General features: G+C 41.5%; 14 protein-coding genes. 7 read left to right on the top strand and 7 right to left on the bottom strand.

Annotated elements, in window-relative coordinates:
• The first annotated feature begins 161 nt into the window (after positions 1-161).
• From EO132_RS07625 to EO132_RS07640, 4 genes are read left to right on the top strand one after another with little or no spacing between them, the layout of a single operon-like run.
• Positions 162-1,958: a M61 family metallopeptidase gene (locus tag EO132_RS07625; protein WP_127137316.1), complete on the top strand. Its 1,797-nt coding sequence runs from the start codon at positions 162-164 to the stop codon at positions 1,956-1,958.
• Complete coding sequence (locus tag EO132_RS07630) at positions 1,959-2,486, top strand: GNAT family N-acetyltransferase (protein ID WP_127137317.1); 528 nt, start codon at positions 1,959-1,961, stop codon at positions 2,484-2,486.
• A gap of 60 nt (positions 2,487-2,546) precedes the next feature.
• Positions 2,547-3,074 carry a DUF2975 domain-containing protein gene (locus EO132_RS07635; protein ID WP_164732297.1) on the top strand — a complete coding sequence of 176 codons (528 nt, stop codon included), beginning with the start codon at positions 2,547-2,549 and terminating at the stop codon, positions 3,072-3,074.
• Between the two features lie 2 nt (positions 3,075-3,076).
• Complete coding sequence (locus tag EO132_RS07640; protein ID WP_127137319.1) at positions 3,077-3,286, top strand: helix-turn-helix domain-containing protein; 210 nt, start codon at positions 3,077-3,079, stop codon at positions 3,284-3,286.
• Positions 3,287-3,312: 26 nt separating this feature from the next.
• On the opposite strand, the gene EO132_RS07645 is transcribed toward EO132_RS07640, so the two are convergent.
• From EO132_RS07645 to EO132_RS07675, 7 genes are all read right to left on the bottom strand, one after another.
• The gene (locus EO132_RS07645; RefSeq protein WP_127137320.1) at positions 3,313-3,981 is read right to left on the bottom strand and encodes a hypothetical protein; all 669 of its coding nucleotides are present in this window, start codon (positions 3,979-3,981) and stop codon (positions 3,313-3,315) included.
• Between the two features lie 282 nt (positions 3,982-4,263).
• On the bottom strand, positions 4,264-4,542 hold the full coding sequence (locus tag EO132_RS07650; RefSeq protein ID WP_127137321.1) for a F0F1 ATP synthase subunit delta/epsilon: 279 nt from the start codon (positions 4,540-4,542) through the stop codon (positions 4,264-4,266).
• A gap of 92 nt (positions 4,543-4,634) precedes the next feature.
• On the bottom strand, positions 4,635-6,143 hold the full coding sequence (gene atpD, locus EO132_RS07655) for a F0F1 ATP synthase subunit beta (RefSeq protein WP_127137322.1): 1,509 nt from the start codon (positions 6,141-6,143) through the stop codon (positions 4,635-4,637).
• 162 nt (positions 6,144-6,305) lie between these two features.
• Positions 6,306-9,068, bottom strand: coding sequence for a TonB-dependent receptor (locus EO132_RS07660; protein WP_127137323.1), 2,763 nt, complete (start codon positions 9,066-9,068; stop codon positions 6,306-6,308).
• Between the two features lie 209 nt (positions 9,069-9,277).
• The gene (gene glmS, locus EO132_RS07665) at positions 9,278-11,125 is read right to left on the bottom strand and encodes a glutamine--fructose-6-phosphate transaminase (isomerizing) (protein WP_127137324.1); all 1,848 of its coding nucleotides are present in this window, start codon (positions 11,123-11,125) and stop codon (positions 9,278-9,280) included.
• Between the two features lie 128 nt (positions 11,126-11,253).
• Positions 11,254-13,062, bottom strand: coding sequence for a DUF4270 family protein (locus EO132_RS07670; protein ID WP_127137325.1), 1,809 nt, complete (start codon positions 13,060-13,062; stop codon positions 11,254-11,256).
• 5 nt (positions 13,063-13,067) lie between these two features.
• Entirely contained in the window at positions 13,068-13,877 is an 810-nt protein-coding gene (locus EO132_RS07675) for a glycogen/starch synthase (protein WP_127137326.1), read from the bottom strand.
• A 102-nt stretch (positions 13,878-13,979) separates the two neighbouring features.
• Here EO132_RS07675 and panC point away from each other — a divergent pair, with 102 nt between their 5' ends.
• Genes panC through EO132_RS07690 form a run of 3 tightly spaced genes read left to right on the top strand, consistent with a single transcriptional unit; the run spans position 13,980 to position 16,160 of the window.
• A complete protein-coding gene (gene panC, locus EO132_RS07680) occupies positions 13,980-14,828 on the top strand; it encodes a pantoate--beta-alanine ligase (protein WP_127137327.1) in 849 nt (282 codons plus the stop codon).
• A gap of 12 nt (positions 14,829-14,840) precedes the next feature.
• On the top strand, positions 14,841-15,191 hold the full coding sequence (panD, locus tag EO132_RS07685) for an aspartate 1-decarboxylase (RefSeq protein ID WP_127137328.1): 351 nt from the start codon (positions 14,841-14,843) through the stop codon (positions 15,189-15,191).
• A gap of 3 nt (positions 15,192-15,194) precedes the next feature.
• Positions 15,195-16,160, top strand: a complete 966-nt coding sequence (locus EO132_RS07690; RefSeq protein WP_127137329.1) for a lysylphosphatidylglycerol synthase transmembrane domain-containing protein — start codon at positions 15,195-15,197, stop codon at positions 16,158-16,160.
• Positions 16,161-16,170 lie beyond the last annotated feature (10 nt).

Consider the following 16,170-nt stretch of genomic DNA (forward strand, 5'->3'; position numbering starts at 1 on the left):
CCAAATATTTTAAAGGGCTTGCAAACAAAATCGCAATCGCTCAATTTCTTGTTAAAATAGTCGATATTTTCAAATAGCTACCGAAAAATTTCTCCACCCCACAAATCTAGCACTTACGCAGATTAAACAGTATCTTAGTGCATCTTAAACCTAACTCGAAAATGAAATTTACCCTTTCCATTTTAGCACTATTCACTGGGCTATTGATGACTGCCCAGACCAACACCTATTCTATTTCTTTTGACAATGCCTTGCATCATGAGGCAATTATTGAAGCTACTTTTCCCGATTTAACTTCGGACACTGTGGAGTTTCGGATGAGCAGAACCTCTCCTGGACGTTATGCCCTTCACGAATTCGCCAAAAACGTTTATGGCTTTCAAGCTACCGACAGCAAAGGAAATCCCCTGACCGTGACCCGTCCAAATCCATATGCTTGGGAAGTTAGCGGACATGATGGCACCATCAAGATCAAATATATTTTATTTGCCAATCGAGGTGGGGGTACTTATTCCCAAGTGGATGAGACTCATGCCCACTTGAACATTCCTGCAACTTTTATGTTCTCCCCTGAATTGAGTGAGCGCGAAATCGAAGTGACTTTTGATGTTCGTGAAGACTTGGACTGGAAAGTGGCCACACAACTTCCTTTGGTCTCCGGCACTACCTATTCGGCACCTGACCTCCAATATTTTATGGACAGTCCTACGGAAATCAGCAATTACATGCTACGTTCTTTTGAAGTGGATGACAAGACCATCAATCTTGCACTGCATCACAACGGAACTGAGGAAGAAGCTGATGAGTATTTTGAAAAAGTAAAAAAAGTAGTTCTGGCAGAAAAGGACGTCTATGGTGAGTTGCCAGATTACGATTATGGAAGTTACACGTTTCTTGCCTGTTATATCCCCAATGCCTCGGGCGATGGCATGGAACACCGAAATTCCACCATATTGACGAGTACCCGAAGCTTGGCTGATGGCGGTATGGAACGTAATATCGGGACCGTATCCCATGAGTTTTTCCATTCTTGGAACGTAGAGCGTATTCGCCCAAAAACTTTGGAGCCTTTTGATTTTGAGGAAGCCAATATGAGCGGGGCGCTTTGGTTTGCCGAAGGGTTCACTAGTTATTACACGGGCCTGATTTTATGTAGAGCTGGTCTTTCCAGCCCCCAATCATATGTTGAGGGATTGGCCGGGACCTTCAATTATGTTTGGAACTCCCCTGCACGACAATTCTTCAATCCGATTGAAATGAGCTTCCAAGCGCCCTTTGTGGATGCAGCCACCTCGGTAGACCCTGTCAACCGTGAGAACATGTTCATTTCCTATTATTCCTACGGAAGTGTATTGGGCTTGGCTTTAGATCTTTCCCTTCGTGAAAAAGATTTAAACCTGGATGGTTTCATGAAATATGTCTGGAAAAAATATGGCAAAGCTGAAAACCCATATACGATTGAAAATCTGCATGGTGCTTTGAGCGAGTACGCAGGAAAATCTTTTGGGGACCAATTTTTCAACAGTTATATCTACAAAAGTGATATGCCCGATTACAAAACACTTATGGAGTCAGTAGGTGTAATTCTGGAACAAGCTGAAACTGCTCCGTATTTTGGATCATATGTCTTAATGAGCAGGGATAACTCAGGTTATAGGATTCTCAGAAACACAAAAATGAACAGTCCTGCCTACGTTGCTGGACTGGACAGTGGGGATGTGATTTTGAGTATCAACGACAAGCCTTTGGCTGAGGACCAATCTTTTGATGATTACTTGATGCAATTCAATTTAGGAGAAGCATTGCAAGTAAAGTATACAAGATACGGGGAGGAAAAAACCACAGAACTGGTTCTGACACCCAGTCCCGACTATTCCTTTAGCTTAATGGAGGACAAAGATTTAAAACCGTCCAAAGAAATGCTTGAACATCGAAAAGAGTGGCTTAAGGTGGAGTAAATGATTGTTTACAAACAAGCTGATTCTTTAAAAGAACTGGAACAGATTCTAGCGCTTCAGCAGCGTAATCTACCTAAAAATATAAGTCAAGAGGAAAGCACAAAAGAAGGTTTTGTGACTGTGGAACATTCCTTGGAGACCTTAAAGTCCATGAACGATGTCTGTGGACACATCATAGCTATGGATGATGGTCAGGTCGTGGGTTACGCACTTTGCATGCACCCTGAATTTTCCGAGGATATTGAAGTACTTCGCCCCATGTTCATGGAAATCGAAACGGCACTGAATGATGATGTACGCTATATGGTAATGGGGCAAATCTGCGTGGCCAAAAGTCATCGGAACCAAGGTATCTTCCGAAAACTGTATCAAACCATGAAGGAGAAACTACCCATGGGGTTCGATACCATTGTTACCGAAGTGGATGGAAAGAATAAGAGGTCTTTGGATGCACATGCCGCCATTGGCTTTCAGGAATTGAGAAGATATTATGCTGACAATAAGGAGTGGGTCATAATTATTTTGTGAGGCTAATTATTGTTTTTCGATAATTTAATGTATGTTTGTTATCGAAAAACAATAATTTTCATGAAAAAATCAACCACCTACTTAAAATACATCGTCAACTTCTTGTTGATTGCCCTTGCACTGGATATACTCTCAAAGGCTTTGAAATTTCCATTGATCGTTTTAACTAAATTTGATTTGGTTCATGAAAACACTCCCTCGGATTTCAGTACTTTGGATATTATCTTACTTACCATCAATTTGATTCTATTGATTTACATGGGGTGGTTACTCTTGAAACTCAGGAAAACCGTGTATGATTCAGAATCAAAATCACTCTTTTCGAAAGCGAATAAATCGATTTTTAAACAGGTGGGTAATGGTTTGATTTATTACTCCATAGCTATCTTTATCGTAAGGATAGTGGAAAAACTCTCTGGGCAAATTGAAAATATCAATGATTCATCAGCCTATCTATTTGGGCATAATATAGGAGAACTCATTAGCGGTAGAATCCCACTATTGGTCATAGGAATATTTATATTGATTTTGGCAGATTTGATTCAAGATGGCTATGATTTAAAACAAGAGAACGACCTTACCATTTAAGCATGGCAATTTTAATAAACCTAGACGTAATGCTTGCCAAACGAGATATGAAGAGCAACGAACTTGCAGAAAAAGTGGGTATTACAACGGCTAATTTATCAATTCTTAAAACGGGAAAAGCCAAAGCAATTCGGTTTACCACATTGGAGGCCATCTGCGAAGCATTGGATTGCCAACCCGGGGATATTCTTGAACACTCCAAAGAAGAATAGATGACTATCCTTTCATTGGTAAATGACTAGTTGGTAACAATAAATCCAACAACCTTTTTGATACCGCTTTCTTCTTCAAGATCGATATCATTATCCTTTATGTAGTCATCGATTTCATCCTCTTTTGAATCAAATAACTTTGAAAACTTTCTGCGCTTGGTCGGCATTTCAACGATTGGCCCATCTTCTATTAGTCGGATAAAAAATATTTCACTTGCCTGGGTAAAATAAGCATTCTTATCTTTTGAAAAATTATCTGTGGCCTCTCTTCCTTCAACAAAGCGTTTTGTTTGCTTCTTATATACGGATATTTTATCCGTTGTCACCAATTCAACATAATATCCTGGCATTTTCTCCCCTTGATTGTAAATTGTAGTGTAAGTGAGGTCATTATCTCGAAAAACCATCTTATAATCCCTTCTAGCATTGTCCAAGACCAAAATTTTATCTTCAGCGAGTTGCACCTCAATTTCATCATCTTTTGCATTGTATCTGGCCAAATACAGTTTTTCATCAGGATAAAGCATGGCTGGCATAAAATCATCGTTCATATATGGCGAACCTTCCACATCCACATACGTGTTATAAACCTCGCCCCTATTTTCTTGGACCTGTAGATTTACATTCACTGTTCGTACTACCTCAGGAACTCTATCTTGAGCAATAATAGACAACGGAAAAATAGCAGCAATCAAAAAGAAGAAAGGGTTTTTCATACTAAAACGTAATTAACCAGGGTTATTTTATTTTCAACTACTCTTGATTGGGGAATGCATGAAAATAAGCCGTAAATCAAGAATCTTTTCCTACAAGTTATTGATTATTATCACTCTAAGAAAAAAATGTACTCATTAAGACCACATATACCAGTCAAAATGTGATTCTTTTATTTTAGGGTCATCTTATTTTAGAATATCTCAATAAAAAAAGCCGCTCCAATTGGAGCGGCTTTTTTGTTGTGAATTAATTCATTTATTTTAATCGGCTAGTACGATTACTTTGTTGTCTTTCATCTCCACAGTTCCGCTTGTAATCGCCAATACGGTCTCTCCATTGCTTCCTTTGGAAAATTTATCGGCAAAATCCTCATCAATGGTAATGTCGCCTTTTACCTTTACGTTTCCCTTTTGTAATAAAGAAACAATGGGCGCGTGGTTTTCCAACATCTGGAACTCGCCATTTACACCAGGCACGGTAACCGAGGTCACGTCGCCTGAGAATAAAGTAGCTTCGGGTGATACTATTTCTAAATACATCTTATTTAGTTATGAGCCTGCCTGTCGGCAGACAGGTTTCTAGTTATGAGATGAGTTACTCTGAACTCGACACTCTTAACCCTTAACTTGTTTTATGCTTCCGCCAACATTTTCTCTCCAGCCTCGATAGCTTCCTCAATGGTACCTTTAAGGTTGAATGCAGATTCTGGCAAGTGATCCAATTCACCGTCCATAATCATGTTGAATCCTTTGATGGTCTCTTTAATATCAACCAATACCCCAGGAATACCGGTAAATTGCTCCGCTACGTGGAACGGCTGGGACAAGAAACGCTGTACACGTCTTGCTCTACCTACAGCCAATTTATCTTCTTCAGAAAGTTCTTCCATACCCAAAATGGCGATAATATCCTGAAGCTCTTTATAGCGCTGCAACAACTCTTTTACACGTTGTGCACAATCGTAGTGCTCTTTACCCAAAATCTCAGGGGTCAAAATCCTGGAAGTTGAATCCAAAGGATCCACAGCTGGATAAATACCCAACTCGGCAATTTTACGGGAAAGTACGGTAGTCGCATCCAAGTGAGCAAATGTTGTCGCTGGTGCAGGGTCCGTCAAGTCATCCGCAGGAACGTAAACCGCCTGTACCGATGTAATGGAACCTCTTTTTGTTGATGTAATCCTTTCCTGCATGGCACCCATCTCTGTTGCCAATGTTGGTTGGTAACCTACCGCTGATGGCATACGACCTAAAAGGGCGGATACCTCAGAACCTGCTTGGGTAAAACGGAAAATATTATCTACGAAGAAAAGAACGTCCTTTCCTTGTCCTTCTCCTGATCCATCACGGAAATACTCTGCAATGGTCAACCCAGACAATGCCACACGAGCACGTGCTCCTGGTGGTTCGTTCATCTGACCGAACACGAAGGTAGCTTTGGACTCTTTCATTGCCTTTTTATCTACTTTGGACAAATCCCATCCTCCTTCTTCCATGGAGTGCAAGAAATCGTCCCCGTATTTGATAATACCGGACTCCAACATTTCACGAAGCAAATCGTTCCCTTCACGAGTACGCTCTCCAACACCTGCGAACACGGACAAACCACCGTGCCCTTTTGCAATGTTGTTGATCAACTCCTGAATCAATACGGTTTTACCTACACCGGCTCCACCGAACAATCCAATCTTACCACCTTTTGCGTAGGGCTCGATAAGGTCGATCACTTTGATACCTGTGAAAAGTACTTCCGTGGAAGTGGAAAGGTCCTCGAATTTTGGTGCTTCCCTGTGAATTGGAAGTCCATTGTCTCCAGTTTTAGGCAGTTCCTCCAAACCATCGATGGCATCACCGATCACATTGAAAAGACGTCCGTAAACATCTTCACCGATTGGCATTTGAATTGGATTTCCGGTAGCTACTGCTTCCACACCTCTGCTCAATCCATCAGTAGAGTCCATGGAAATGGTTCTTACAGTATTCTCACCAATATGTGATTGTACTTCCAAAACCAATCTTGAGCCATCAGCTTTTGCGATTTCAAGGGAGTCATAAATTCTTGGGATCTCTACCCCAGATTCAAACTCAACATCAATGACCGGGCCTATAATTTGGGCAACCTTACCTGTTACTTTAGACATTAGTATGTTTATTTATAATTGAATACGCGGAAAATAACCGCTATTTTTTCGGCTGCAAAGATATGCTTTTACATTTTTATTCAGAAACCGATTTCAGCTTTTTTTTCAATAAAAAAGGCGTTGGTTTGCCCAACGCCTTTTCTTTTTCTTTTTTACTGTTGTTTAAGGGTTTATGCTCCAAGACAAATAGTATATGGAACCAATAAGTCCTGTACCAATTGCCGTGTAGTATTCATCGCCCAATAGATTAGATCCACCCAGTTTGAAAACTGATTTGATGGATGGAACCGAATAGTTGATCTGGGCATCCAACACAGTATATGCTGGAATATCGCCATCCGCAAAAGAGGCTTCCCAGTAATAGCTATCGCTCCAACGGTAGTTTACGTTAAATCCAAAGTTTTTGAAAAGCTCGGTGTTCCCGAAAGATGCTTTTACCTTATGCTTCGGCGTGTTAAAGTTGGTTCTTAAATCTGGGTATTTACCTTCATCAATATCCAATTCGGCAAACGTATAGTTTACTCCTAAATCAAAATTACCAAGTTTGGTGTCCACACCTATGGTACCTCCATAGGAGTTGATATCCGCCTCGGAATTGGTATAGGTTTGGTAGACTTGGTAATCGCCATTTTGGATAGCCGCTAAAGACAAGCCGCCATCTCCTGCTTCACCATAAAAAGGAACCGCTGTGGTTGTATTGGCCAAAAAGTCGGAATAGCTATTGTAATATCCGCTCAAGTCAATGGTAAACTTACCCACTTGCCCTCGATAACCTGCTTCGTAGGCAATGATTTCCTCAGGTTTTACAAGCGGGGTGTTCACTACCTCAGGAGCCCCTGCTTGCAAAGAACTAGTAGAGTATGCATTTTCATAGGCCTCACGCCCCACAATTTCAACTGTAGCTGGTTGTCCATATTCTTCCTGACCTGCCTCACTTATATTGAATGTTCTTACATCCCTATCCAAGTTTGAGGGTGCAGAACCTACCAAAATGGCACGACCTGCATTCAAACCAATGAACAAATCTTGCGTTGTCGGGTTTCTAAATCCCTGCTGCACTGAAACCCTAAGGTTATGGTTTCTTTCCTCTCCCAATGTATAGGCCAAAGAAAGTCTTGGGGATAGGAAACCATCAAAAAATTCATTTTTATCGTAACGAGCAGAACCCGTAAATTTTAAACGATCGTCCAAAAATTTCTTTTGTACTTGAAGATATGCTCCGTATTCGTTGTATTTGATGGGGCCATCAATATCAGTAAAAATGGTCCCTTGGGAATTCAGTTCATACTCCCGGAACGACCCACCAATTTGGATATCGGCCCAATCATCAATTAGGTGGGCGATATTGTAATTACCGTTTACATGACGGAATTTGGTCTTATCAATGAACTTTGCCCCTGTGGTCAAATCCCCATCATTGATTACCCTGTTAAACGCATTTTGAAAAGCATTTGTTCCCGGAATCAATCTTCCTTGGTCTGCAGCTTGTCTACCTGCAATGTGTGCTTGGGCAGAAGCTTGGTCAGGAGTAAGTCCAGCTCCTTGAATACCCCCTAAGTACGTTGGGATATAAGCCGTTGCATAGTCCGTAAACCATTGTGTATCTGATTTCCAAGCTCGATTTACATTAATTGCAGCAAAACGGGTATCATAGGCATCACCTGAGTTTTCCGAAACGATATACCCCCTTACAAAGAAATTGTCGTTTTTGATTTCCAGTTTATGCTGTTGCATGGTAAACCCTGCTACGGCATATCGGTTGCCCCCCTGATAGATGGTAGTACCTCTACCTATTCTACTGTTTAATATTACCTCCAGATCATCAGCAAACGGTCTGATATGCAAAGCAAAATCCGCTTTCACACTTTCTGCATTATAATTGGCCAAATCGGCTTCGTCATAACCTGTTCTAGAAATTAAAGCCGACCCAACTGTTCCTGATGGGAAACCTGCAGCCGCATCAAAATCCAAAACAGTGGAAACCTCATCACCATATACATTCAATCCATCATAGGCTGGATTGGAACGGTCAGCTCCTGGGTTGTTCAAATCCATTCGGCTATTGGCATGCCAATCCTCACCTGTCAAAACGGATAGATTGGCCTTAACGGCCACCTTATCACTGAAGGCATGGGCTGCACGCACTCCAAAATCTTTATAAAAATTGCTGCCTGCAGCATCTTGTGTCGTTACCCCACCTTTGGCGTAAGCACTTATGCCTTGGAAGTCGAATGGGCTTTTACTGGTCATGAACAGAATACCATTAAACGCACCTGCACCATAAAGGGCAGAGGAGGCTCCTGGAAGAATCTCCACGCTCTGTACGTCCAATTCGGACATCCCCACAAGGTTACCCAATACAAAGTTGAGTCCGGGTGCGGTATTGTCCATACCATCCACCAATTGTAAGAACCTATTATTGGCAAAGGTTGCAAAACCTCTGGTGTTTATGGATTGGAACGTTAAACTATTCGTATTGATATCCACACCCTTCAAGTTTTGAAGGCCACCGTAAAAGGATTCAGCCGTGGTGTTTTTAATTTCCCTAAGCCCAAACCTTTCAACGGATACGGGAGATTCAAAAATTCGTTCCGGTGTTCTTGACGCCGAGATTACGATTTCGTCCAACAACGTATTAGCTTCCGAAAGTGTAATGGTAAGCGTTTGGTTGTTTGATGTGACATTTGCTGTGAAATCCGAAAAACCAATACTGGAAAATTCAAGCTGGAAAGGGGGCTCTTCATCAGTATTAAAGGTAAAATTTCCATCAAAGTCCGTAGTGGTTCCTTCTGCTTTACCTACCAAGACCACATTGGCTCCCGGTATAGGCTCATTGTTTTCATCAACTACCTTTCCCTGTACAGTGGTTTGACCATAAGTCGCCAAACCCAAAAGCATCAGGGAAACAAACATAAGTTTTTTCATTTGCTATGGATTAGAGTTAATTTAGTTTTTGTGCATGTTAAGTATCAATCGGGAAGATACATTTTTTTTTATTCCGATTATACAAATTTGAAAAAAATTATGCATGCATAATACTTTTTTGGCAAAAAAAAGTATTCAAATCTACTTTATCAATAAAAAAAGCGCTGAAAACAGCGCCTTTTTGATTCAAATTGTATTTCTTGTTCCTTTTACTCTACCGTAACGGATTTTGCCAAGTTTCTTGGCTGATCCACATTACAACCTCTCATTACCGCAATATGGTATGACAACAATTGCAATGGAATGGTTGTGAGTAGTGGAGAAAGACCTTCTGAAGTTTCAGGAACTTCTATCACGTGGTCAGCAAGCTCCTTAACGGCTTTGTCCCCTTCGGTAACAATGGCAATAATCCTACCCTTTCGGGATTTGATTTCCTGGATGTTGCTTACCACTTTTTCGTAATGCCCTTTTTTAGTGGCAATTACCACTACGGGCATTTGCTCATCGATCAAAGCAATGGGACCGTGCTTCATCTCGGCGGCCGGGTAGCCTTCGGCATGGATATAACTGATTTCCTTCAATTTCAACGCCCCTTCCAAGGCAACGGGGAAGTTGTATCCCCTACCTAAATACAGACAGTTCGATGAATCTTTATAGATTTCCGATATTTCCTCTACCAATGCATTGGACAATAATGCCTTTTCCACTTTTGTGGGCACGGCTTCCAATTCTGCCAAATATTCATGGTATTTGGATTGCGACAACGTCCCTTTTTCTTGTGCCAATTTCAGGGCAATCAAGGTCAATACCGTAATCTGCGTGGTAAATGCCTTGGTCGAAGCCACTCCGATTTCCGGTCCTGCGTGAGTATATGCTCCTGCATGGGTTTCCCTCGCGATAGAGGAACCTACCACATTACAGACACCGAATACGAACGCACCTTTTTCTTTGGCCAACTTAATGGCCGCCAAGGTATCTGCCGTTTCCCCGGATTGGGAGATAGCTATCAATACATCGTTTTCGGTAATAACAGGATTTCGGTACCTGAATTCCGATGCGTATTCAACCTCAACAGGTATTCTGGCCATGTCCTCAAAAATATATTCGGCCACCAAACCTGCATGCCATGAAGTACCGCATGCTACGATAATGATTCTATTGGCATTGAGGAATTTTTCAAGGTTCTGATCAATGCCAGACATTTTGACTATTCCCTTGTCCGCAAGCAAACGTCCTCTATATGTATCCTGAATAGCTTTTGGCTGCTCATAGATTTCTTTGAGCATAAAGTGGTCATAGCCTCCTTTTTCAATTTCTTCAAGATTGAGCTTAAGCTCTAAAATATTAGGGTAGGCAATGGAATCATCCTTGATTTTTCTCAACTTGATTTCCTTACCTATCCTTACAATGGCCATTTCCTCATCTTCTAAATAAACGGCATTGTTCGTGAATTCTATGAAAGGTGAGGCATCAGAAGCAATAAAGTATTCGTTTTCCCCTATTCCGATGGCAAGTGGACTACCTAGCTTGGCAACCACGATTTCGTCGGGTTTATTCTTATCAAAAACCGCAATGGCATAGGCCCCCACCACTTGGTTCAAAGCAATTTGAACTGCGTGACCCAATTTTACGCCTTCCTTTTTCTTGACTTCTTCAATGAGATTGATAAGCACTTCGGTATCTGTATCAGATTCAAAAGTGTATCCTCTTTTAATAAGTGCCTGTTTGATGGATTCATAATTTTCAATGATTCCATTATGGATAATCACTAAATCTCCGGAATTTGAGTAATGTGGATGGGAATTCACATCATTTGGTACACCATGGGTTGCCCATCTGGTGTGTCCGAGACCTAACTTCCCTTTTGTGGAAATGGATGCTTCCGCTTTGTTTTTTAAATCTTCAACTTTTCCCTTTGTTTTGGTAAGATGGATATTCTCACCATCGAACAAGGTAACACCCGCACTATCGTACCCTCGGTATTCTAGTCTTTGCAGGCCTTTGATTATAACTGGATAAGCATCTCTATGGCCAATGTAACCAACTATTCCACACATAAGTTTTTTTTTAATTAATAACCATTTGGGGGTTTGGTCATCAAATTTAAAAGGTATACGTTAAAATAGGTACTTATGGTTCTTTAAAACGATAAACGTTCAAAAAACCACGACAAATCAAAGATTGATTAGTTGGCTTCGGTGTAAGAAATCTCCAATTTCAACTTTTTCCCTTCTTCTCCATCTGCCACATTACTACCATATAGTATCGTTCCCAGAGGACTTATGGATGCACCTATAGGATAATCCACTCCTTGCATATCAGCACCAATCGCTTCTCGAGCGACTGTAAGGTTGATATTCGGAGTCAATGTCAATCCCAGTTTGGCATTAGCGGAGTCTCTTACAATAATATTATTGATATGTTCCGTAATGCGAATGGTATACTTTACGCCCAAATCGTTTTCCTCTTGCAACACACCATCATGGTTGGGGTAATATCTTAATGAATTGGGGCCTGAATTCGATGTTACCGGTTCATTGCCCACACTGAACAAGGGCGAATTGGTTTCCGCATTGTACAAATACAGTCTTGGTGGCTCAACAACAGATTGGTCCAATGCTTCTCGATCTACATAGAATGTCAAATTGGCTTCATTGATCACCCAATTGTTCTGCTTGATTTGATTGATGATATCAGAACCACCGTTTTCCATTTCATCAAACAACCTTATTTCTGCAAGTGTTTGTCCTCCCTTTACATATATTCTGGAAGCATTTTCCCCATTGTCCAGGGCATTTGCTATATCCGGGTTTGGAAACATTTCATTTTCAAAAACATTTACCGCATTTCCTGAAATTCCACTTTGGGCATTCCCGGACAAAAAGCTCAATACAAAATCCCTTTCAGCAGTTACAATTTCATCAGCTTCGGAATCGTAATCATCATATTCGTAAGTGATGGTAATATTGGCCTGTGTCAAATCCAACAAGAACATCAAGTCATCCGCATTTGTCCCAGATAAATGGATTCCCCGTAGAAAATTCCTGAAATTGGATTGGCTCAACAATTCGGTCTGTCCTTCTTTATCAAGTATGTTCTCTTGAAAAAATGCATTGTCCAAGGGAACATGAATACCAGGGGCCAATCTACTGGTTACTTCCAGGGATTCGTCTACATCGGTTTCCGGATCGTCTTCATTATCCCGAAACAACTGTTCTTCATTATCTATGGTAACTTCCCCATTAAAAAGAGTCTCTCCTATGAAACTGGAAAAATCGTGATTGGAGTAGTATTCCTGTGCTTCTTCAAAATTGGAGTTGGGGTCTAAGCCTCTAAGGAAATAATTTGACCTCGATACAACTAAATTAAAAGTCTGCTCTTCATCTACATAGCCATAAATACTATCCAGATCGAACTTATTCGGGTAGGCGTTGGCCACAAAATCAGCACCTGTGCCATCCTCGTCCGAATCATATGGATTAGATCCTATCGCTTGTTCCTGAATATCGGAAACACCGTCATTATCCCAGTCGGAATTTGGATCAGTGGCATCACCATCACTTTCAAGCGCATCGGGTATACCATCACCATCCAAATCCGGCGAAGGAGCCGTTTGGAAAGGAATGTGCAACATGACCTCTTTTACCGTTTCGTTCTCTTGATCGTTATCCGCCTCATCTTCCCTGGCCTGACTTAGTACACCAAACGTTGGGGAGGCAGATTGCAATACAATTTGCGAAATTATACTTGCCTTCCTTTGTCCGTAAACAGGATCATTAAAAGTCCCCAATTGGTATAATGGGAGTCTATTGGTCTGCACAGCGGTAATGCTCTTATTATAGGCAAAAACATCATACTCCACTTTGCCGGTCGTAAAAGGCTCTCCTGAAATAACACCTTCACCTATGGTGTCCAATTCATCTTCACAAGAGGCAATCAGTAAAAACAAAGTTCCAACCAGCGCCGAAACCTTGAAAATCTTGGAAAATCTCATTCAATCTATTTTAAAACCTCTGTATTATAGAAATTTATGTACGCCTCTTCCGCTTCCTGAAGGGAAACGTAGGGCAATACTGGTACGGAAAGATTATCGATATGGCCTTTTAGGTCATCGGACAAATCCTCCGCGGCTAAAATAACGGCATCGGAATGATCTACGGCAACCTTTAACAAATTATTATACTCGGGCTGGGCAAGCGAGGAAATTTCCTCCTTGTCAATGCCATCAAAAGCAATTTTGTCTATCATAGCGCTATCCAGCTCTCCCTCAAAATCCTTACCATATACGGATGTGACTATCTTACTTTCGGAAAACAAGGGCTCGTCAGCATAATACTTTCTCAGGTAAAGCGGCACCATGGAAGCCATCCAACCGTGGACGTGGATGATATCCGGCGACCAATTCAGTTTTTTCACTGTTTCCACCACACCTTTGGCAAAGAATATGGCGCGCTCGTCATTATCGGGGAACAGATTCCCATCGGCATCGGCAAACGTGGCTTTTCTTTTGAAGTATTCATCGTTGTCTATAAAATAGACTTGGATTCGTTCCTTTGGAATGGACGCCACCTTTATGATCAGGGGCATATCCATGTCATTGATCACCAGGTTCATCCCCGATAAACGTATTACCTCATGTAATTGATGCCTCCTTTCGTTGATGTTTCCATACCTTGGCATAAATATGCGGATCTGCCCACCGTTACTGTTCACCATTCTAGGTGCTTCGTACGACATTAAGGAAACAGGATTCTCTGGGAGGTAGGGAACTAATTCAGAAGATACAAACAATACCTTTTTACCATTCATAAACGCTTTCTTTTGTTTATCTGAAAAACATAGCTGCAAAAGTACAAAAATTATGCTGATTAGCTGTATTTATAGTATTTTTGCACCCTTTTGTACCTGTATATGAAGATATTCGACCTTAAAAAACAACTCAACAACTTTACCGCCAAGCAGCGTAAAGAAGACCACACCATAGGTCTTGTGCCCACAATGGGGGCGCTTCACACGGGTCATATCTCATTGGTTAAAAAAGCACTTTTGGAAAACGACTTGGTGGTTGTCAGCATTTTTGTGAACCCCACCCAATTCGACAAAAAGGACGATCTGGAAAAATATCCACGGACTTTTGAAAAGGATATTGAGCTTTTGAAACAAGTTTCGGACAATATTGTGGTTTTTGCTCCTACGGTTGATGAAATTTATGATGGCAATGTCACATCCGAATCCTATGAGTTCGATGGTTTGGACAAGGTAATGGAAGGGGAATTTAGAACAGGACATTTTGATGGTGTAGGTACCATTGTGGAGCTTTTGCTCCGGACCATAGCCCCAGACAAAGCTTATTTTGGCGAAAAGGATTTCCAGCAATTGCAGATCATTCGGAAAATGGCCGAGATCAAGAACTTGCCCTATGAAATCATCGGTTGCCCCATTGAAAGGGAACCCCACGGCTTAGCCATGAGTTCCCGCAACGAAAGACTATCAAAAGAAACCCGTGAAGAAGCCGGTTTTATTCACACTACGCTACAAGCTGCCAAAGCCGAATTTGGCACGAAAAGTGCTACATATATAAAGGATTGGGTAAAATCCGAATTTGAGCAACATCCTTTGTTTGACCTGGAATATTTTGAAATCGCGGACGAGAACACACTGACTCCAGCTTTAAAAATACAGAACAATCAAAAATATAGGGCGTTTATTGCCGTTTACGCAGATGGCGTGCGCTTAATTGATAATCTAAGATTGAATTGATAATTTTGCACCATGCAAGTAGAAGTTGTAAAATCTAAAATACACCGAGTAAAAGTTACCGGAGCAGACCTTAACTATATAGGCAGCATTACCATAGACGAAGATCTTATGGACGCCGCCAATATAATCAGGGGCGAAAAAGTGCAGATCGTGAACAACAACAACGGTGAGCGATTGGAAACTTACGCTATTCCTGGCCCTCGAAATTCTGGAGAGCTTACCCTGAACGGTGCCGCAGCCAGAAAAGTGGCCGTGGGAGACGTATTGATCCTGATCACCTACGCATGGATGGATATCGAAGAGGCAAAAACATTTAATCCAGCATTGGTCTTCCCCAACGAAGAAACCAATCTACTCAAGTAAATTTTGGGCAAATCCCTGAAAAAATTTCTTAAGCTGTTCGTACCCATCGCATTTGGGTTGTTTTTGGTTTGGTACTCCTACAATTCCACCACACCCGAGGAGCGAAAACAAATCATCCATTATATTTCCAATGCAAGCCCATTTTGGGTAACCATTTCCGTGATTATTGGCATATTGAGCCATATTTCACGAGCTGTTCGTTGGAAATACCTCTTGGAACCCATGGGATACCGTCCTAAAACGGTAAACACTATATTCATTGTCCTAATCTCCTATTTTGCCAACTTGGGAATACCTCGTTCCGGCGAAATTTTAAGGGCGACCGCACTTACCACCTATGAAAAAGTGCCTTTTGAAAAAGGATTCGGCACCATCGTTACCGAAAGAGTAGTCGATTTGTTGATGCTTTTGGCCATCGTTCTAATTACCCTGGCACTCCAAACAGATTTCATCCTTGGGTTTCTCGAAGAGAGAGGCGTGAACATTGTCGGTGCCATCGGAATATTGCTAGTTGGCATTGTTGGACTCTTTTTGGGATCCTACATCATCCGTAAATCAAAGTCGCCATTGGCACTAAAACTGAAAGGGTTCCTCAACGGATTGCAAGATGGCGTACTCAGTGTTTTCAAAATGAAGAACAAATGGCCCTTCATACTCCACACCTTGTTTATTTGGACAGCCTATTTTGGCATGTTCTGGGTCATTAAGTACACCGTTGAAGAGACCATTCCACTATCCCTCGGGGAATTATTGGTCGCCTTTGTGGCCGGTGCCTTCGCCATGTCCACCACCAATGGCGGAATAGGCCTTTATCCCATAGCGGTTAGTGCTGCATTGGGCATTTATGGCATCAGCTCCGTTTCCGGGGATGCATTTGGTTGGATCATGTGGATCGCCCAAACTTTAATGGTCGTTGTTTTCGGTACAATATCCTTTATCGTATTACCGTTATTGAATAGAAATCGGTAAGCCCAAGCCG

This window comes from Flagellimonas oceanensis (assembly GCF_003992595.1).
GTDB classification, from domain to species: domain Bacteria; phylum Bacteroidota; class Bacteroidia; order Flavobacteriales; family Flavobacteriaceae; genus Flagellimonas; species Flagellimonas oceanensis.